14 protein-coding genes are annotated in these 21,197 nt (G+C 51.0%); 13 read left to right on the top strand and 1 reads right to left on the bottom strand.

Features of this window, described 5'->3' with window-relative positions:
• Window positions 1–17: 17 nt before the first annotated feature.
• The 10 genes from B212_RS0117210 (at window position 18) to B212_RS31730 (ending at window position 13,818) form a co-directional block, all read left to right on the top strand.
• Window positions 18–1,121, top strand: a complete 1,104-nt coding sequence (locus tag B212_RS0117210; RefSeq protein WP_019912187.1) for an HD-GYP domain-containing protein — start codon at window positions 18–20, stop codon at window positions 1,119–1,121.
• A 204-nt stretch (window positions 1,122–1,325) separates the two neighbouring features.
• A complete protein-coding gene (yfkAB, locus tag B212_RS0117205) occupies window positions 1,326–2,462 on the top strand; it encodes a radical SAM/CxCxxxxC motif protein YfkAB (RefSeq protein WP_028530894.1) in 1,137 nt (378 codons plus the stop codon).
• 18 nt (window positions 2,463–2,480) lie between these two features.
• On the top strand, window positions 2,481–3,839 hold the full coding sequence (locus B212_RS0117200; protein ID WP_019912185.1) for a hemolysin family protein: 1,359 nt from the start codon (window positions 2,481–2,483) through the stop codon (window positions 3,837–3,839).
• Window positions 3,840–4,129: 290 nt separating this feature from the next.
• Window positions 4,130–5,014, top strand: coding sequence for a carbohydrate ABC transporter permease (locus B212_RS0117195; protein ID WP_019912184.1), 885 nt, complete (start codon window positions 4,130–4,132; stop codon window positions 5,012–5,014).
• A 19-nt stretch (window positions 5,015–5,033) separates the two neighbouring features.
• Entirely contained in the window at window positions 5,034–5,867 is an 834-nt protein-coding gene (locus B212_RS0117190; RefSeq protein ID WP_019912183.1) for a carbohydrate ABC transporter permease, read from the top strand.
• 6 nt (window positions 5,868–5,873) lie between these two features.
• The gene (locus B212_RS0117185; protein WP_019912182.1) at window positions 5,874–7,649 is read left to right on the top strand and encodes a sensor histidine kinase; all 1,776 of its coding nucleotides are present in this window, start codon (window positions 5,874–5,876) and stop codon (window positions 7,647–7,649) included.
• A complete protein-coding gene (locus B212_RS0117180; RefSeq protein WP_019912181.1) occupies window positions 7,646–9,274 on the top strand; it encodes a response regulator in 1,629 nt (542 codons plus the stop codon). The genes B212_RS0117185 and B212_RS0117180 overlap by 4 nt, the downstream gene beginning before the upstream one ends.
• Before the next feature lie 115 nt (window positions 9,275–9,389).
• Window positions 9,390–10,790 carry an ABC transporter substrate-binding protein gene (locus B212_RS0117175; RefSeq protein WP_019912180.1) on the top strand — a complete coding sequence of 467 codons (1,401 nt, stop codon included), beginning with the start codon at window positions 9,390–9,392 and terminating at the stop codon, window positions 10,788–10,790.
• Window positions 10,790–12,730 (top strand): alginate lyase family protein, encoded by a 1,941-nt coding sequence (locus B212_RS0117170; protein WP_019912179.1) that lies wholly within the window; start codon window positions 10,790–10,792, stop codon window positions 12,728–12,730. Before B212_RS0117175 ends, B212_RS0117170 begins: the two co-directional genes overlap by 1 nt.
• 251 nt (window positions 12,731–12,981) lie before the next feature.
• Entirely contained in the window at window positions 12,982–13,818 is an 837-nt protein-coding gene (locus B212_RS31730; protein WP_019912178.1) for a class I SAM-dependent methyltransferase, read from the top strand.
• 2 nt (window positions 13,819–13,820) lie between these two features.
• Here the strand turns inward: B212_RS31730 and B212_RS0117160 are convergent, their stop codons facing one another.
• Window positions 13,821–19,679, bottom strand: coding sequence for a DUF7507 domain-containing protein (locus B212_RS0117160; RefSeq protein ID WP_019912177.1), 5,859 nt, complete (start codon window positions 19,677–19,679; stop codon window positions 13,821–13,823).
• A gap of 374 nt (window positions 19,680–20,053) precedes the next feature.
• Between B212_RS0117160 and B212_RS0117155 the strand changes: the two genes are divergently transcribed.
• From B212_RS0117155 to B212_RS0117145, 3 genes are read left to right on the top strand one after another with little or no spacing between them, the layout of a single operon-like run.
• Window positions 20,054–20,269 (top strand): spore coat associated protein CotJA, encoded by a 216-nt coding sequence (locus B212_RS0117155; RefSeq protein WP_019912176.1) that lies wholly within the window; start codon window positions 20,054–20,056, stop codon window positions 20,267–20,269.
• Window position 20,270: 1 nt separating this feature from the next.
• Window positions 20,271–20,537: a spore coat protein CotJB gene (locus B212_RS0117150; protein ID WP_019912175.1), complete on the top strand. Its 267-nt coding sequence runs from the start codon at window positions 20,271–20,273 to the stop codon at window positions 20,535–20,537.
• Window positions 20,538–20,594: 57 nt separating this feature from the next.
• Window positions 20,595–21,164 carry a manganese catalase family protein gene (locus B212_RS0117145; protein ID WP_019912174.1) on the top strand — a complete coding sequence of 190 codons (570 nt, stop codon included), beginning with the start codon at window positions 20,595–20,597 and terminating at the stop codon, window positions 21,162–21,164.
• Window positions 21,165–21,197: the final 33 nt, after the last annotated feature.

The following is a 21,197-nucleotide window of genomic DNA, read 5'->3' as shown; positions in this document are numbered from 1 at the left end:
GGCAGGAGTGAGCCAAGTTGCGTCTAGTATCCGTGAACCGGCTTCAGGCGGGTATGAAGCTGGGTAAAAAAATATATAATGATGAAGGTCTGGTTCTGCTCGCAGATGGAGTGGAGCTTACTGATGCCCTGATTAGGCGGCTGGCTAACATCGGCATCGGTTATATCTATATAGAGGATTCGATCACGGAGGATGTCGTTATTGCCGGTATACTGCAGGATGAGACGCGCAATCAGGCGCTGAAGGTCATCAGGAATGAGTTCCAGCAGATGTCCGGGGCTTCGGGCATTACCAAGGGCTTCTATCATCTGGACAAGAAGTTCTCCAAGGTGATGGAATCCATTCTGGATGATTTGGCGAATCAGGAAGATCCGATGATCATGCTGATGGACATGCACACGGCGGACAACTATCTGTATGCTCACTCTCTGAATGTATGCCTGTACACACTGGTGCTTGGAATAGCCTACGGTTACAGCAGAGAGGAGCTTCAGGTTATCGGCCTGGGGGCGCTGCTGCATGACATCGGCAAAACGCAGATTCCCCTCAAAATCATCCAAAAGCCCGGCATGCTCAGCGATGAGGAATTCCGTCATATGCAGGCCCATACCGAAATCGGCTACCGTATTCTCAAAGAGGAGCCTAATGTTCCACTGCTTGCGGCGCATTGCGCCTTGCAGCATCACGAACGCATCGACGGCTCAGGGTATCCGCGCGGGCTGACCGGTCCGCAAATCCATGAGTACGCCAAATGGCTGGGAGTAGCGGATTCGTATGATGCCATGACATCGAACCGGGTCTACAAAAAAGCCATGCTTCCGCATCAGGCGGTAGAAGCGCTCTATGTAGGTTCAGGGACGCTATATGAGCAGAAGCAGCTTGAGCTGTTCAGAGACCGTGTGGCAATCTATCCGCTCGGCCTGAGTGTAAAGCTCAGCACGGGGGAGAGCGGCGTGGTGGTCAAAATTCACCCTACTACGCCCCACAGACCCGTTGTCCGCGTATTGACTGGCCCCGAGGGAGAGCCTGTGGTTCCCTTTGAGCGTGATCTTGCCAGTGTGCTTTCTGTGGTGATTGTGGATGTGAATGATGAGGATGGGGCTGTGGCACAATCCACCTGACTCATCCTCAGGCAGCGAGGAAAGGAAACGGGAAACCGCATGGCTGCGGGGGCCCCGTTTTCAGCCCCGCTTTTTTTTGCGTTAAAACCGGTTGCTGAAATGGGGTTTTTTGCCCAATCGTGGTATGATAAAGGGTAAGTTACCGTTCTTTTTACATTATTTTGGGTTAATAATAAGGAATATGCATCGAAGGAGCATCAGGAAATGAGTCTATTAGAACCATCATCAACACCAATGAAGGAGCTGTCGCCGAGCTTTGATCCTTGGGACCCGATCACTTCACTACGCAAGCATGGACGGCATGTGCTGACCAGTGTGGAGATGACGGTTACCAATCTGTGCAATATGCGCTGTGAGCACTGCGCAGTTGGCGACAGCCTGACGGCCAAAGAAGGAGAGATGCTGCCGCTTAAGCAGATGCTGGACCGGCTGGAAGAAGTCCAACATCTGCAAACAATCAGCATTACGGGCGGTGAGCCGATGTTCCGTGCCTCCACGGTGGAGAATATTATTGTGCCGCTGCTGAAATATGCCCGGGAGCGCGGAGTACGATCGCAGATCAACTCCAATCTCACCATGCCTTATGCGCGTTACGAACAATTGCTTCCGTATCTGGACGTTATGCATATCTCTTTCAATTATGTGAATGGGGATGACTTCCATGAGGTTGGCTTTGCGAACAGCGGCCATCCGGTATCTAAGGAAGCCGCATACCGGCTTTATGACACGATGCTTGACAATTCCCGGCGTCTCAGCAGCGACGGCATGCTGATCTCTGCGGAGTCGATGATCAATTACCGGACGCATAGGAAGCTGCCGGAAATCCATAAGCTCATCGGGGATATGGGGGCCAGACGGCATGAGGTGCATCCGATGTATGCTTCGAGCTTTGCTTCCTCGCTGCCGATACTGTCACTGAAGGAAATGAGAGAGGCGATTGACGCTCTGCTTGACGAGCGTGATCCTGAGATGTGGATGCTGTTCGGCACCCTTCCTTTCTTCGCCTGCAGCTTTCTGGAGGAGGATCAGCAGCTTCTGCGCAGACTGCGCGGCGAGAAGAATGTTACCCTGCGCAATGATCCGGACGGCAGAAACCGGGTGAATGTCAATCTGTTCACAGGCGATGTGTTTGTGACGGATTTTGCCGACATCTCCGCCTTCGGCAACATTGGCAGCGCCAAGCTGGATGATATCTTTGCCGAATGGCAGATGAAGCATCCGCTGAACCAGAAGGTGAATTGCCACTGTGATGAAGCAAGCTGCTGCGGACCGAATCTTCTCGTAGCCGATATGTATTATCCTAAGGTCGATTTCAAATCCAGAAAAGCGATCACTTTGTAGAAATGGGGCGTTGTTATTGTGCATACGGAATTTGAAGTAGGGAGATTGCTGCTCAATCTTTTGCTGGTTCTGGTGCTCGTATTAATGAACGGCATTTTTGTTGCAGCGGAATTCTCGCTTGTGAAGGTGAGGCAGTCGCGCCTGACGCAGCTCGTCTCCGAAGGCAACAAGATGGCCGGATATGCGCTGAAGGTCAACAAGAAGCTGGATGCGTATCTGTCAGCTACCCAGTTCGGGATTACACTAGCCTCGCTGGGGCTCGGATGGGTCGGGGAACCGGCCATCTCCGAGCTGCTGGTGGAACCGCTGATGTCCCAGCTTGGTGTTACCGATCACACGCTGATTTCCACCGTATCCGTAGTTGTAGGCTTTTCAATCATAACCTTTTTACATATTGTGCTGGGTGAGCTTGCGCCAAAGTCCCTGGCCATTCAAAAAACTGAAGGCTCCGCGCTGCTGCTGTCAGCGCCGCTGATGTTCTTCTATAATCTGTTCCTGCCTTTTATCTGGGTGCTGAATGCATCGGCCAATGCGCTGCTGCGGATGGTGGGCGTGCAGCCGGCAAGTGAAGCTGAAGCCGCCCACTCGGAAGAAGAAATCCGTATCCTTATGAACCAGAGCGCCAAGAGCGGAGTGATTGACAAGGATGAGATGAAGCTGATGGACAACATCTTTGAATTCTCTGATCTGCTGGCCCGTGAAGTGATGCTTCCGCGTACAGATATGGATGTGTTGTACAGCAATCTTTCACTGGAAGAGAATATGCGGATTATTACAGAGACGAAGCATTCCCGCTATCCGGTGGCTTTTGAGGATAAGGACCGGATTATCGGCTTCATTCATATTACGGATTTGCTGTTCGCGCCGCCGGAGCAGCAGAATGACCTGGCCTCGCTGGTCCGTCCGATCCTGAATGTACCGGAATCCATTGAGATCAGCCACGCGCTGCGGCTCATGCAGAAGAATAAAGCGCAGCTTACCTTAGTGGTGGATGAATACGGCGGGACCGCCGGTCTCCTGACCGCCGAGGAAATCCTTGAGGAAATTGTCGGCGATCTGCATGATGAGTTCGAGGATGAACGTCCGAGCGTGGAACGCAATGGCGAATACATCTCAGTAGAAGGCCGCATGTTGATTGAGGATGTGAACGATCTGACCGGCGTAGTCATCGAAGATGAAGAAGTCGATTCTATCGGCGGCTGGCTGTTCAAGGAGCTGGAGGGCAATCCGTCCAAAGGCAAACGGGTGGTGCTGGACAATGTTGTATTTGAAGTAGAAGAAGCTACCCGCCTGCGGATCACAAGAATCAATATTCACCGGGAACCGCCTCCAGAACCTGTAGAGGAAGAGTCTGAGGCGGATCAGGACGGCAACTAACGTCGAACGGCTGAGTGAAGCCTGAATGAAGCCGGCTCGCCGGAGATAGAATTCCCTATAGCCCCACCTGGCGCAAGAGCTGAATGCACTTGCGCGGGTGGGGCTTTTTTTGCCTGAGCAGCATTCAATGTTAGGTTTCATTACGTATTTTACAAAACCCTCAATTTTAAAAGCGCTTACTCCAAAAATCAAAGTAATATTACCCTACATGATAAAGTTGATACGCCTATCTCGCCACCTTTCCTCTCTCTTATATACTTTTCTCAAGTGAAAAAGAGGGGGTTTGAAGGATGAGCAAAAGGACAGCGTATATGTTTATTTTTCCAAGCTTGTTACTGACGCTGGTGTTGGGCGTCTATCCACTTCTCTGGGCTCTCCGGTATATGTTCTACAACTATCAAGGGTATGGGGAACCTGTGTTTAACGGGTTGGACAATTTCTCCCGTCTGATGCGGGATGATGAATTCTGGAATTCGGTGCTGAACACGGGGATTTATGCGGTGGGAAAACTGGTGATTACGATTCCGCTGTCGCTGATTTTCGCATTTATCCTGAACCGGAAGATCAGAGGACGCACGCTGCTGCGGGGGATTTACTATCTGCCTACGGTTTTCAGCGCATCGGTAATGTCCATTGTATTCTTCATTATCTTTAATTCGTATAACGGTGTACTGAACCAGTTCCTGATGAAATATCACCTGGTAAGCGAGCCTGTGAGCTGGCTGGGGCCCAAGTATGCGATGCTGACTACCATCATGATTGCCATCTGGGGAGCTGTCGGGAACTACATGCTGCTTTTCCTCGCCGGACTGCAGGGCATACCGGAGGACCTGTATGAAGCAGCATCCATAGACGGGGCGACCGAAGCCAGAAAGCTGTGGAGCATTACGATTCCGCTGCTGGGGCCGGTTATGCAGATGATCATAATGCTGGCGATTACGATTTCCCTGAAGGGCTACGAGAGTATCATGGTCTTGACCCAAGGGGGACCGTACAACAAGACTGAGGTTATGTATCTGTATCTGTTCAAGCTGCTGTTCCCCATCTCGCCGGAAGTGCAGACTCAGCAGCAACTGGGCTACGGCAGTGCGGTCGGCTTTGCAACAGCGCTTATTGTGGGCGTGGTAACGATGATCTACTTCTATTTTTCCAAAAAGATGAGCAATATATATTAAGCCGGGGGAGGATTAATCTATGATACAGAAATTGCTGGGAAAAACCTTTCTGTGGATTTTCCTTCTTGTCAGTGCCGCTATCACCTTGTTTCCCATTATTGTCGTGATCTTTGGCTCGCTGAAGACAAATCTGGAGCTGACCACAGGCGCGAAGATTCTGCCAACCACCTGGGAGTTCGGCAACTACGCAACAGCCTGGAAGACAGCGAACTTCTCGCGGTTCACCTGGAACAGCATGTTTGTCAGCACAATGACAACTATAGGCTCGCTGCTCGTGTCGGCCATGGCGGCGTATGCCGTGGACCGGGCTTCTTTTCCGGGGAAAAAAATATTTACGGGCCTCCTGGCGAGCACGCTGTTCATTTCAATCGGTGCGGTGGTGCTGCGTCCGCAATTTGACCTAATGATTCTGATTGGGTTGCAAAAATCGCTCTGGGGCGTCATTCTTATTCTAATAAGTGCCCATGCGGCTACTTATTTTATGATGATCGGCTTCCTGAAGAATATTCCGCGTGAACTGGATGAGGCGGCATGGATTGACGGCTGCAAGCCTTCGGCAGTTTTTTGGAGAATTATACTGCCCTTGCTCCGCCCGGCGCTGGCGGTGGCGGGTCTCAGCGTATTCCAGAATTCATGGAATGAATATATATTGCCGCTGGTGTTCACACTGAGCAATCCGGCGCTGCAGACATTGCCTGTAGGGCTGGCGAACCTGAGATACGGCATTGGCGCGGCCTCCGAATCCCAACTGATGCTTGCAGGTGCCTGCATTTCCATTCTGCCGCTGCTGGCCGTCTATCTTTTTGCCAACAAATCTTTCATGCAGGTTACACTCGGTGCCGTAAAAGGATGATGAAGGATGAAGTGGAGCTTCTACAAGCTGTCGCTCAAGAACCGCATACAAATCCTGTACATTCTGCTAACTTTTCTGTGCATCAGCGCGACCGGATTATTCTCGTATAATTTCGCTGCGGATGTCATCCAGGAGAATTCGCTGAAGCTGAAGCAGACGATGCTGAACAAATCGGTACAGGCTCTGGATGAAAGCATGCGGCATATGATTGTGTCCCCTTATTCAATGATGATGAGTGAAAGCTACAGCAAGGTGATGTCCGATGTGCGAAGCGACAGCTTCGAGCACTTTTATCAGAATCTCTCCCTGCTTCAGACGCCCTTCGCGCAACTGAGGCAGGTGGAGCCGTCGGTGGAGTCTGCCCTGCTTGTTACGCCTGTCGGGGAATTCTATGCGACGAAGGACACGGTTCTCAGCCGGGGGAGATTTAATTTGCTGTATCAGCAGGAGCTGAAGGACGAATCCTGGAATGTGCATTGGGTGCCCGGGCACGAGGATACGTTGTTTCAGGGGAAGAAGCGCGTGATCTCTCTTATTCTGCGCCCGCTGCGCAATACGCTCAATAACTATAATCTGCCCGGTGTGTTCCTGATAGTAAATTATAAAGAAGACTATATCCGCAATGTGATTGAGCAGAATTTGATCGACGATCAGATTAGGCTTTTTTTGCTAAAAAGAGATGGTTCACCTGTCATTGGGGCGTCCTTTCCCGCACTCAACGAATTCACGGATGCAGCCTTTCTGGAGAATATCGGCGACAAGGAGCAGGGGGCCTTCACCTATACGAACAGCGAGGACGAGCAATTGATCAACTTCTCCGCGCTTAGCACGAATAAGGATTGGGTGCTGGTCAGTGTCCAGACGAAGGGAAATCTGCTGGGACCTATGCGGCAAATCCGCTGGCTGATCCTCATCATTATGATTGTGTGTATGGCCGTGGCGCTGATGTTCTCCAGATTCTTGTCGAAGCTGCTCTTGAAACCGCTGCACAAGCTGTACAATCTGATGCTCCGGGTCGAGAATAATGATCTGGAGGTGCGGTTCGAGAGCAGATATGAGGACGAGGTGGGCGTAATCGGGCACCGCTTCAACCGGATGCTGGCGCAGATTGAGAATCTGATCGAGGAGATCAAGATTTCCGAGGAGGAGAAGCTGAAGTTCGAGATTAAGGCGCTGCAGGCACAGATCAATCCGCATTTTCTGTATAATACGCTTAACACGATTCTGTGGAAAAGTGAGAGCGGACGGAGTGAGCAGGTTGGCGAAATGATTGTCTCGCTGTCCATGCTGTTCCGGCTTGGGCTGAACAATGGGCATGATATGACAACTCTTCAGCAAGAGCTGGATCATGTGGAGCAGTATATGCTGCTGCAGCAGCAGTGTTATGATAATCTGTTCACCTATTCCCTCCAGGTGCCGGAAGACCCCGCGCTGCTTCAGGCCCCTATTCTGAAGATTCTGCTGCAGCCGCTCGTCGAGAATTCGATTCTGCACGGCTTCAAGGACATGGATGAGCCGGGACATATCATTATTAAAGTTTGGCGTAACGGGGATTATCTTGAGCTGCAGGTTAAGGACAACGGCCACGGCTTCGACGCAGGCAAGCTGAATCTGCAGGCCAAGCAGCGGTTCGAAGGACATTCCAGCTATGCCTTGTATAACATTTACAGCAGATTGCAGCTAAATTATGGTGACCGCGCTTCGCTCCGTTTTGCGAGTGTTCCCCATGTGGAGACTATGGTTGCAATTACGATTCCATTCCCCAAGGAGGCGTTATCATGAATGTTCTGACTATGTGTGTGATGGATGATATCCAGATGGTTGTGAGCGGTGTAGCATATCAGATCCCCTGGGCGGAGCATGGGATTGAAGTTATAGGAACGGCAGGAGACGGTGAGAAGGGGCTCAGAATGATCAGGGAGCTTAGGCCCGATATCGTCCTTACCGACATTTGCATGCCCAAATTGGGCGGCTGTGACATGATCCGCGAGATTGTCAAGGAGGAGCTGCCGACCAAGGTGATCTTTATGAGCGGTTTCAATAATTTTGAGTATGCGCAGGAGGCGGTGCGTCTTGGCGCCACCGATTATTTGCTTAAGCCCTTTACGCGGAATCAGGTGGTGCAGAGCGTGCTGAAGGTCCGCAAGTCCATAGAGCAGGAGCGGGAGAAGGCGGACAAGCTGCTTCGTCTGGAGCAGGAGGTGCTGAGAAGCAAACATCATCTTCGTGATGAGTATCTGCGCGGGCTGTTGCACCAGGGTGCTGGCGTAAAGACGCATGAGCACTGGCGTGAGCATGGCTTAAGCGAGCTGCTGCCTTCCTACCAGGTACTGGTGCTGGAAGCGGAGTTCCGCTCAAGCAGCGGGCATGCGGAAGCGGAGGCTTCTCCGAACAAGCCGGGCTGGAAAGAAGCTGACAGGACACAGATGGAGAGTCTGCTCACAGCGAAGGCGCCGTCGATTCTGCTTCAGGAGAGCGGGCATCGCCTGGTAGCGCTGGTGCGGAGCAAATCTGACAGTGACGGGGAACGGCTGCTTAAGCAGTGCGAGGTTTCCTTAAAAAGCATGGGGCTGTACCCCTTCTCTGTGGGTATCAGTCTGGTCAAGAATGAGCCTACCGGTATGCAAGCGGCATATTTGGAAGCGCAAAAAGCGCTGGAGTACAGCTTCTACAGCACTGGCGCAAGCGTGCACAGCTATGCCAATCTCGATCTGGAGTGCCCTGTGCCGCGTTACTCTCCCGAGAAGGAGCGGGATCTGCTGTATGCGCTCCGCAGCGGCAGCAAGGAGCAGATGCGCGAGCGGCTGGATGAAATCTTCCTGACGTGGGTTCTGCAGTCCGGATCGCCGGACCCCGCAGCAATTATTCAGCTATTCCAGACTTTGATCTCGGCGGTATACAGAACGATGCTCGGGCTGATCAAAGAGGAGCAGCAAGCGGAACTGGAAGCGAAGCTGGCGCTGATGCAGGGCCAACACTGGCAGAATTACTCCGGCTGGATGCAGGCCCTGGCGGATTTCTGCGAGTTCTCCTGCGATTTGATGCAGAACCGGCAGCTTAAGGACCATTCACAGCTCATTAGTCAAGTGAAGCTGTATATTGATCAGCATTTGAATACGAATCTGACGGTGAATAGCTGTGCCAAGGCGGTGCATATCAGCCCAAGCTATCTGGCGAACCTGTTCAAAAAGGAGACGTCAATGACGCTTGCCAGCTATATCGCCAATGTGCGGATTGAGAAGGCGAAGGAATGGCTGATGGAGGGCATTCAGGTGCAGTTGATCTCCGCGCAGCTCGGCTATGAGGACCGTCCCTATTTCAGCGAAATGTTCAAAAAACACTGCGGAGTCACGCCTTCAACCTTCCGCCAGCAGTATTTTGAGCAGATGAACCTGAAGAAAAGATGAATTCCCCACTCTACCGCAGTTGAAATACCATACTCACATGTCATATAACACCTTGTATCCTATTAGCAAGGGATAGCCGGCAGGCATCCCAAACTAATAACCCGGGGGAATGAAAATGCAAAAGAAATGGTTCGCAATAGCAGGAAATGCCTTTCTTACATTGGCCTTGGTTGCCTGTTCATCGACGAATAGTGCAAATAAGAGTGATGATTCCGCAGGCGCATCTGCAGGCGCGTCCGGTTCAGCAAAGACGAAAATCGTCTACTGGACGCCTGACCGTCATGACGCAGAATTCATGCAAGCGAAGGTGGATGAGTTCAACAAGACGAATAAAGATAATATTGAAGTTGAAATGAGCGTTATGGGCGATAACTATCCGCAGGCTGTCGACATTGCTTTTGCCAGCAAGCAGGCCCCTGATGTGCTGCAAATTGATGATTTTCAGACCTATGTCAAGAAAGGCTATTTGACTCCGATCAATGATTATATGAGCGACGAGATGAAGAAGACCTTTGAATCCATTTTGATTGACCATAAGAATGAAATTGACGGAAAGATATATACACTGCCTAATACCGGACAGACCTGGCGGCTGATTTACAATAAGGATCTGTTCAAGGAAGCCGGGATTGCGAATCCGCCGGCAACGCTGGACGAACTGGTGGCCGATGCAAAGAAGATTACTGAAATGGGTAAAAGCAAGGGCGTCTATGGTTTTGCAAGCCCGTTCAAAGGCTCCAGCGGCTTCTTCCGGCCAGCCAACACCATTGCGCCTGCAAGCACAACAGTAGGTGTAGACGGCTTCAATTATGTTACAGGTGAATATGACTTCGGTATGTATAAGGGAGCGGCTGTTGCGCTGCGCCAGATGATGGAGGACGGCAGCATGCTTCCGGGTGTGGAGAGCCTCGACATTGACCCGCTGCGTGCGCAGTTCGCCCAGGGCAAAATCGGCATGTACTTCAATCATTCCGGCGAGCCTGGTGTGTACAAGGAGCAATTCCCGACAGAGGTCGACTGGGCAGCAGCACAGCCGCCGACGGAAGACGGCACGATCAAAGGTGCTGTACAAATCGTCGGCGGGTCTTACATCGGCATCAGCAATGACTCTGCCAATAAGGACGCAGCCTGGAAATTCATGGAGTATGTCTACAGCCTGGATCTTCAGACCGCATACTACGAGAACGGTTATGGCGTATCGTTGATTCCGGCAGTGCTGGAGAAGGGCAAGAAACCGGAAATCAAAGGCATTGAAGGCTTCCTTCCTAAGAAATACGATGCGCTCTACCCTGCAAATCCTACGGTAGCTACTGAGAGTCAGGTGGAAGGCTCCAAATGGGCCGAGGAATTCTCCAAATTCGTCCTTGCCGGCGGAGATGTGGACAAGGTGATCGCAGACCTGAATACGCGCTACAACGACGCGCTCAAGAAAGCCCGTGATTCCGGGTTGACGACTATCCAGGCAGACCCAAGCTTCAGCTCAGTCAATCTGCAAGGGAAGCTGTCGAACGAATAATGAGCACTTATTATCTAACCCATAAAGAGCTGGAGCAGGCGGCCCGGCTATACCGCGAGGAATATCCGGCGCTTGCTGACGCTTCGCTGCTCATTGCAGACCGGGCCTGCGGCAATGAGCTGATGATCCCCTACACCAATGATCTTACTACCTGGATATATATGGGCGATGAAATTGACTGGCTGTATAATCCGTCGAATGATCCTGAGTTCATCTGGGGCATCAACCGGCATTGGCATATGCTTGACCTGGGCAAAGCCTACTTGCTCACGAAGGACGAGAAATACGTCCAGACCTATATCCGGCATTTCCGTGGATGGTGCGCCCAGAATCCGCCTCCGGTGCTCCCATACGAAGAAGCGGTGTACTTTCAGCAGCCCGGACCGTGGCGGCTACTGGAAACCGGTCTTCGGGTACAATCGTGGATTTCAGCTTATGCCTATATGGAAGCAAGTGAACTGCTGGATGCTGCCTTCACCTCAGAGCTGCATGCTGCTCTTGAGCAGCATGCCGATTATTTGACCCGCTATCTCGGCGGGACAGAGATCAATCATGCCATTATGCACATGCAAGGCTTATCCATGATCGCCGGGTTCCATGATCTTCATGAACGGGCGCCGTATTGGCGCCAGCTCGCCGTAGAACGTCTGGAGCTGTGCCAGCATTATCAGATTGGTCCTGAAGGGGTACAATCGGAGCTGACCACCCACTATCATGATGCCAGCATCGAAATGTTCGGCACCCCATATCTGCTGGGGAAGCTCTCCGGACATCCCTTTCCTGAAACATATGGCCGTCAACTGCGGCGGATGGCATCCTTCTCGCTGGCGATGATCCGCCCGGATCAACGCTCCACAGCGATTGGCGACTCGGACTGGGTCAGCAACGGAAGGGAGCGGGTGGCTTTTCTCGGAGCGATTCTGGCGGACGAAGATTTAATCGCCCAGGGGGCAGTCAGTTCCGAGTTTCTGTGGCTGTTCGGCGCTGAGCAATACAGACGGGCTGCCGAATTGCAGAAGTCAGTAGAGGTGCAAGCGGTCAGCCAGGCTTTTCCGCAGACTGGGTATTATATGTTGAGGGATAACAATCAGTATCTCTTCTTCGATGCGGCGCCGATGGGAGGGGCACATGGCCATGCGGACGCGCTGAATCTGGAGTGGTACTGGAAGCGTCAGCTTATCTTCCTCGATCCCGGTAGATACACTTATGAAGAAGGCGAATGGAGACATTATTTCAAAAGCACGTCCGCGCATAATACAATTGTGGTGGACGGGCTGGATCAGACACCGTATGTATCTACCCAGCAATGGGGCTTACCCCTAGCTGAATGCCAGACCCACCGCCGGGAAATCGCAGAAGACTATGAGTTCATCGGCGCTTCGCACAATGGCTATATGCGGCTGGAGCAGCCGGTGATGCATTACCGGTGGGTACTGCTAGGCAAAGCTGTGCCGCTGCTGCTGATTATAGACTGGCTGGACGGCGAGGGAAGTCATGAGGTGCAGCAGCGCTTTCAGCTTCATCCCGGTGCGGTAATCTGCAGCGTTGCTAATGTAACGCCACATTCGGCGGCGACAATCTATTATCCGGAAAGCCTGGTGGGTCTGCGGATGTACTGGACGGCGGGCGGAGGGCAGCAACCGCTGCCGGAGGGTCCGCAGATCGAATCCGGGCGGAGCTGGGTATCGGAGATTTACGGCTCCAAGCAAGAGAGCACTGCGATTGCCGCCAAGCTTACGACTGAAGGAAGCTTAGGAATTGCCACGGTTGTTCTTCCGCAGGATATGAACCTTGCGGCTGATGAAGAGGGCTGGCTGGTGGAGGGCTTTGCGCTGAACCATACGGATCAGGCAGTGAACCTCTCGTTAAGCTGCGGAAGCCGCAGACTGGATATCAGGGTGGATGGAGAAGAGATTCTCTGGAATATGCAGCAAGGCTAAGACAAAGCCGGATCAAAGTCCAATGATATTGTGGATTTGGAAGTCGCTTCTCCAAGGGGGGGGCGACTTTTTTGCGTCGTCTATACTCCTGAGCGACATGGTGCGCATGTTCTTCTATCCCATTTTAAAATTAAAGATGTATTATTTTGGCTCATCTCTTTAGGCTATTAGACAAGGGATGAATGCATATACAAGGCTACTATGGAGTGAATAGGATGTAAAAAGAGAACTTCGGGAAAGAAGTGAGCCTTATGAGAATTGACCTGGGAAGTGGAAAGAACAAGTATCGTGACTGTATCGGTATTGACCGCATTAACTTTAAGGAAACGGATATGATCCATGACTTCAACAGGCGGATTCCACTTGAGCGTGATAGTGTTACATTTGTTATGTGCTCTCACAGTCTGCAATATGTAGATAATCTTCAATCCGTGATGCAGGACATCTACAGAATATGCCGTCACGGAGCGATTGTTTGCATCGTGGCTCCTTATGCCCACGCTACCGTTAACATGATAAACCCTGAATTTAAGCAGCTTTTTAATGAACATTCACCCGGATATTGGACTGCCCATGAGAATCCGGCTTATCAGGATGAATATCCTTTATCCGGATTTAATACTGTGTTGCCACAGACGCCGAACAATCTTGCACCAGTGGATTTCCGCCTGCTCCGCATGGAATTTTTTTATTACCCTGCTTATCATGGTTTTTATGATGAGGTTGAACTGGCCTACCTTCGTCAGTCACAGCTCAATGTGGCTTTTCAAGTTATGTATCATCTTATTGTGGTGAAGAAGCCCGTTACCTCAGCGGATCTGTTGAATATCAATCCAAATGAATTAGAGGAACCCGACTATGTAAAGGAGCAAAGAGCGTTTACACTCTCTGACGAAGAGCAGGAGCAGCCTCTCTATCTGGATCTGCTGCAGCCTGCTGCTGTTCCGAAAGAACAGATTTCCGGTAAACAAAGAAAGCCCCCTGTAGCCCGGAAAAAGGGTACAGGAAGCAAGTCAAAGACTCGGAGTCATCAGAAATCGAGACATCTGAAATCCGGAGGCAGGAAGAAGCCGGTTCTGACCCGTTAGTTTTACTCTTCGCCTTCAGATACAGAAACAACGCATATGTTGGATGTAAATACGCTTGGAGCCACGCTTCCTTCCGCAAGCAAAAATTGCAGAGATATAACGGCCTGATTGGATATTTTTCCACTTGGGGGCTGTCTCTTGATCAAAGCGCTGTAGCTAATGTTCAATGTTCCTCCAGGGAGCAAGCTGCTTAGAACCACGCCGCTAGGGAGATTAGCCGCAGGTTGTGGAATACCTTGAATGGTAATGCTCCCCGGGATAACAGAAAGCTCCTTCTGAAGCTTATCCTTAAGCAGGAGGTTCTGTGCAGGAATCGAGCTGATATTTGTAATTAGTATGGTGAAAGTAAGGGTTTCTCCAACCTCTGAGAAGCTGCTGCCGGCTGATTTCAAGACAGTCAACGTTGGTGCAGCCTGAGAAGCTGCTGAACTAGAAGCAGCAGGTAATAAGGAGCCAGACTCCATAGAAGATGGCGGTATAGCTGCAGGAGGCTGTGAAGTCGCAGGCAAATTCACAGGCGAATTTACTGGCAGACCTACAGGCGGACCCGCAAGGAAAACTGGAACTGCAATCCGGTTGGAGAACACCTGAAATGCCATTTTGCCCAGTCTATACGAACTGCTTGCCTGATTCACAATTTCGCTTAGAGTAATATTATTATTAACAAAAACCTTGAAGCTGACAGAAATCGTTGATTCTGGTGCGATATTCTCAATAACGAAGCCGGCAGCGGGGTCGGCCCCTGGAATAACGGCATCTCTCACGACAACACTGCCGGCTACAAAAGTAGTTCCTTCAGGAATAAGGTCCTTGAATATAATATCACTTAAGGCTGAATTGTTGCCATTAACAACCCGGAAAGAGAATGTTAGAGACCCTCCTGGAGTTGCTTGAGCGGGAGAGAACGTCTTAATAATCTCCATTAATGGATCTGAAATAATAGTGATAACGGGGTTGGAATCCACTGTACCGCTGATTATTCGGCCATCCGGCAGAGCAAGACTGTAGTCGGCCTGTGCTGAATTCATAACCTGGTTGGTTGCAGGAATCGACTGAACAGTCACATCGAAGGTAATGAGGACCGAGGTACCCGGAGTAACAATTCCAAGCGGAATTCCATTGGCTGGATTACTGTTCACAACTATACCGTCAACCCTCAAGCTACCCGGCGTAAATTGAGTTCCAGCCGGAATAGAGTCCACAACAATGAGGCTTGCGGAAAGTCCCCCTAAATTAGACAACTTGAGTGTGTAATGGATCGTACCCCCGAGAGTTGTTTGTGCCGGTTCCCCCGATTTTTCGATGATGATATTGGGCTCATAGACTGGAATGTTTACGATATTGGAGGCTGCGCTGCCGCTAATGCCGGCGATCGTATAGTTTACGATCCCCTGATTGCTCAATTGCGCAGCAGTCCCCGGATTAGTGACCTGTACTTGAAATGCAACAACAGCGGATAACCCCGCATCCAGGTTGCCGATTGGAATTCCTGCAGCCGGATCTGCTCCTGGCAACGGTATACCTTGCAGGGTGACGCTGCCGGATATGAAGCTTGTGCCCTCAGGGACAAGATCGGTCAGAATGACATTGGTGGCCAAAGTTTGCGTGTTATTGACCACCGTCAAGGTGAACGTAATCAGATCGCCATTAACGACTGCAGCGCTGCTGGCAGCTTTGGTAACTGACAGAAGGGCTCCTTCAGCAACAGGGGTGATGATGATATTAGACACGGTTGTCTCCGTTAGAATCCGTCCGTCGGGTAGGGTATACGTGTAATTACCGATTGCCTGATTAGCCAGTTGCGGCGGGGAAGGAAGCGCAATGACGGAAGCCTGGAATGAGACAGTCAAGGCAGTCCGGGGCTGAACGGTACCAAGCATAATTCCCGTAGCAGGATCGGCTTCGGGTATTGCCGTACCATTAACCGTCACACTACCAGGGACAAAGCGCTCTTCCGCAGGCAAGGGGTCCAGCAAGGTTGTGTCTGCTCCGAAATTTCCGCTGTTCGTCACTATTATCGTATACGTAAGGACATCACCGATGCTTGTTGTAGCGGGTGAAGCGGATTTGACAAGATTGATTATGGGCTCCAGCACCTGGACATTGACAAGGTTTGAGGCAGCCGTTCCGGCAAATTCACCTGAGGTAAAGCTGGCTGTAGCCTGGTCGGTCAACAAATAAGGATTAGCAACAGGAGGCATGGTTTCTGATACAAGTGTTTGAAAAGTAATGTTCGCCTGTGCATTAGCCGCCAGTGTTTCGATGGCAATTCCTGTAGCGGGATTGGCTGCGGGTACGGATATGCCGTCAACCGTGACACTTTCAGGGACAAACGACGAACCCGGGGGAATGGGGTCGGTCACAACCAGATGGGCAATGGGAGATGGAGTGTTATTGATAACAGTAAGCGTATAGGTAATTAAATCTCCTGGCACCGCGTATAGCCGGTCTGCAGCTTTGGTAACAGTAATTAGGTCTGTCGCAGTTACAGGGATGGTAACCTCATTGGACGAGGAGCTATCGGTAAGCACACGTCCATCCGGTAAAGTGTACGTATAATTCCCGGTTGCCTGATTTGTCAGTTCTGGAGGAACGGGCAGAGAAGTAACTACTGCCAGAAAGGTAACGGTCAATGGAAATGCCGGCTGGACGGTACCTAGATTAATGGAAGAATTGGGGTCCGCACTGCTCCAGCGGTTCCCGTTGATCAAGACGCTGTTCTGCACAAAGGTCAAGCCCGGTGGCAGCGGGTCTGTCAAAAACACATCTGCGTTGAAGTTCCCTTCGTTCGTAACCTGAACGGTATAGGTAATGATATCTCCCACCGATGCAGTTGCAGGTGTTGCTGACTTCAGAAGAGTGATTACCGGTTCAAAGACTCTGATATTGACGATATTAGATAAAGCGGTTCCGGTGAAATCACCGGTACTGAAGACGACACTAGCCTGATCCGTCAAGATTAATGGGAGCGGCACAGGCGGCGGAGTACCAGTGACAAGCACCTGAAACGTAACGGTCGCAATTTCGCTGGCGGCGATGGAGCCGATAGGAATGCCTGTAACGGGGGATGCTCCGGTTACAGGTGCTCCATTGAGGGTAACGCTATTGGGGACTAATACTGATCCTGGAGGAATGGCATCGGTTAGGGTAACGTCAGTTACAGCAACAGGATCATTGTTTTTTATGACAAAGCTATAGGTTATAATGTCCCCGTCAACAGCCTCAAGTTCACTCGCAGATTTGACAACTGTAATATTGTCTGGCGAAATCGGTACGATAATCGGGTTAGAATCAGAGCTGCCTGGTATGACCCGACCATCTGGCGGAGTAAAGGTAAAGTCGGCTGTGGCCAGATTAAGTAGCTGCTGCGATGCAGGCAGGCTATTCACGACGATCTGGAATGTGACGAAGACAGAGCCGCCGGCTGGAATGACTCCAAGCGGAATGCCCGTGTTGGGATTTGTGCCCGGCTGAGGAATATTATTGACCAGTACGGTTCCGGGGACAAACGCCGCTTCCGCCTGAATCATATCGGTTAATGTCGTTGTTGCGGCGATGTTCCCCGTATTAAAGACAGTAATCCGGAAAGTGAGGATTTCACCAACAACGGCGAAAGCAGGTACAGAAGATTTGGACAAGGTTATTATGGGCTGGTAGACCGGCACAGTAATACTATTAGAGAAGGAGGAGCCAGTAAAGGTTCCACTGCTAAAGGTGACTTGAGCCTGGTCATTCAATTCTGGAGGATTCGGAAGGGCAACTACCATTACGTTAAAGGTAGCAGTGGCCGAGGCGCCCGGCAGAAGCAGCGGAATGGAAATACCGGTAACGGGACTTGCAGCAGGCAGTGTTACACCATTCAGCGTAACACTGCCTGGAACAAATACCGATCCATCCGGGATGGAGTCGGTAAGCAGGACACCCGTGACGATTTCTCCATCCTGGTTCGTAACTTTAATGGAATAGGTAATGATATCGCCTACAACTGCATCTGTTGCTGCGGTAGATTTTAATACGCTAACCATCGGGATAGAAACGGGAATGGAAACAGTGTTAGAGACGGCGGAGCCTGGAATAACGCGTCCATCTGGCGGCTGGAAGGTATACCGGGAAGAGCCTTGGTCCACCAGTTGCAGGCTGGAAGGCTGGCTGACGACATTCACCTGAAAAGTAACGGTAGCAGAAGTATTAGGTGGAATGATTCCAACCGGAATTCCGCTTACCGGATTTGCAGCAGGCTGTACTACACCGTTTACAGCCACGCTTCCCGGAACAAAGACTGAGCCATCCGGAATATTATCAAAAACAATGTTGGTCGCACCGATATTGCCTGTATTCGAGACAAGCAAAGTGTAGGTGACGGTATCTCCGACAAGGGCATTGGCAGTATTTGCGCTTTTTACAATGCTGATTACAGGCTGAAAGATAGGGACTTCTACTGCATTAGAGGGAACAGAAGTATTAATAACAGGCCCACCGGGCACAGTGGGAGCCGTATAGCCAATCTTTGCCTGGTTGAGCAGTCTGGCGGGGGAGGGCACGGATGTCACCGTGACCTGAAAGGTTACCGTCGCCGTCGCACCTGAAACCAGCGTTCCTATGAGTACTCCGGTTCCTGGGTTCGTTCCTGGCTGAATTACGCCATTTACTGTAATGCTGTTGGTTACAAATGTACTGCCCGCAGGAATGTTGTCAAAGAACATGACACTGGTTGCATCCACCAGGGAATTATTGGAGATCTTAATGGTGTAAGTGACAATGTCGCCAAGAACAGCATCAGGGACATTTGTGCTTTTGACGGCTGAAAGAGCGGGAATATTAATATCAATCTGCAGCGCGTTTCCATCCAGTAGGTAGCCGTCGCCATTTGTAGTTAATTGGATCACCGCCTGGGTCTGCGCATTTTGCAGCGTAAAGCCGATGTCTACATTCGTAATATCCCAACCCTGTCTGCCGCCCACAATGTTGGTACCAGGTGTTCCATTGATCTGGTTGCGTGTACCGAAGGTGCCGGAGGTATCTAAATTTCCTGTGTCATTATTAATCTGGGAAGCAAAGAAATTGTTGGGAAAATTATTAGGTCCTGATAAGGCGGTTAACGTTGGAATTGTAGGACCGAATCGGGCCTGATCCCCTGTTTTGTTAGCATCTCCTTCCTGTGAGCTGAACAGCGCCCTTCCGGCCAATGGGCCCATAAACGGTGTGGCGAAACCGTCGATGATCATGTTAACCGGACCTTGTGTGGATAAAATAACATCGGCTGTAACGCGCAAGGACATGTTCCTCAAGGGCAGGGCTGGATTCCGATAAACGACGCCCAATGTCCAGCCAGCATGGTTGGAGGTAGGGTCAGGGATTGAGAGCGTTCCGACAATGTTACCCGCAGTGTATGTTCCGGCTCCGGCAGCAGAGACGAGAGTGGTCACATCTGCTGACCGCACATATGCATAGGTAGTAGGAAATCCGGTGGCCGTTGATAACACGACTTCAAACCGGGTGGCAGGGTCAGAAAGTACAGACGTTTGCCCAAGCGGAGTCGTAAATAGAACAGGATTGTTGATCAGTGCGGTATTATTCTCCGTTCCGTCAATAAAGGTTCCTCCCCAGATTAATTCCGAATAGAGGATTGTACTGCCCGCCGGGATCTGCAGTATAGCGGCAGAGCTGTTGTTCAGAATTACGTTGGTTGTACCCGGTGGATACGTACCAAACTGCTGTGCGGTATTCGTCGTAATGTAAGCCCCGATGCTGTCTACCGTTCCTGGGACACCTGTAGTCTCAGAACGGCTAAGCCCCAAGGTATTGCCCGTAAATGTAACTGCTCCGTTCTCATTGATGCTGTACCTTTCCACAAAAGCCATTTTATCAGTCCCTCCAAAAATTCCTTAATAATAATCCTCTTTATTTGTATGCTGTTTTGTTTGCACAAATCATGTATTTCTGAAGGTTTTTCAAGGATTTCTTGGGTAGCCTGAATCATGTGTGTGGATGATGAAAGGAGAGTCCGGAACAGTGAGGAAGAGACACTGTAAGGGTCCTGTGGGGGTTCGAATCACCAGTTGGGAGACCCTTTTACCCGGGGGCCGTTGCTTTAGCAGACAGTGATCTTACCCGTTGTACTGATAAGGGAGAAGGGCTTCCATTGGTCTACGGATTGGGCGCAGATCATAGACTTAGTTACAGAGTACTGTCTTCATTCCGTCGTGAATCTAAAAGGATATAAGGAGGAAAAAACATGAATACTGAGGAACGTGTATGGATACCGTTCAGGGGACCGTTCGATCCATGCCCGCCGGTGCCGTGCAAAACTTTTGTTGTGCCGCCGAATCAGTTCATTACTTTTCAGCCGCCGAATCTGCCGCAGTTTACGTTGCCCGAAGCCTTAAGAGCGGGGACGCTCTGGCCTGCGCTGTTCAGCCCGTATGAATCGAAGAGCAAAGGAGGCAAGTAGTATGGAAGCAAAAGCTTGCGATCCCCGTTACTATGAAATGCTGGAGCAACTGCAAACCCTTGACTTTGCCCTGGTGGAGCTGAATCTGTATCTGGATACCCATCTTGAGGATCTAAAGGCCATTGAGCAGTTCAACCAGCTCACACAAGAGCGCACCCGGCTGGCGAACCAGTTCCAGGAGCTGTATGGTCCACTGCAGAACTTCGGCCGCGCTTACTCCAAATGCCCCTGGGAGTGGAACCAGACGCCGTGGCCTTGGCAGGTGTAGACCGCCGGGTTATACAGGGAGAGTATGCTCACAAACTTTTGGAAGGGGTGTGCCCGAATGTGGATCTATGAGAAAAAGCTGCAGTATCCGGTACGTGTCGGCAAATGCGACGTGCGGATGGCGCGCTATCTAATGGAGCAGTACGGCGGCGCGGACGGGGAGCTGGCGGCGGCGCTGCGGTATATGAACCAGCGGTACGCAATACCGGATAAAGTAATCGGGGTGTTAACGGATATTTCAACGGAGGAATTCGCCCACTTGGAAATGATCGCCACAATGATCTATAAATTAACCAAAGATGCCTCAATCAGCGAGCTCGAAGCCGCCGGACTCGGCCCGAACTACGCGACGCGGGATCATGCTCTTTTCTACAACAACGCAGCCGGTGTGCCCTTCACCACGACTTATATCGCCGCCAAAGGCGATCCGCTCGCGGATCTGTACGAAGACATTGCCGCCGAAGAGAAGGCCCGGGCTACATACCAATGGCTGATCGACATGACAGATGACGTGGATTTGCAGGACAGCCTTAAGTTCCTGCGGGAGCGGGAGATTATTCATGCCCTGCGGTTTAAGGAGTCGGTGCAGATTATTATTGAGGATAGAGATCAGAAGAAGGTGTTCTGAGGGAATATTATTTAACAAAGCAGCCTTCTGTGA

It is taken from the genome of Paenibacillus sp. HW567, from assembly GCF_000374185.1.
Classification (GTDB): domain Bacteria; phylum Bacillota; class Bacilli; order Paenibacillales; family Paenibacillaceae; genus Paenibacillus_AQ.
Note: the sequence above shows the minus strand (reverse complement) of the source record. Positions and strands in the feature narration are given on the sequence as shown.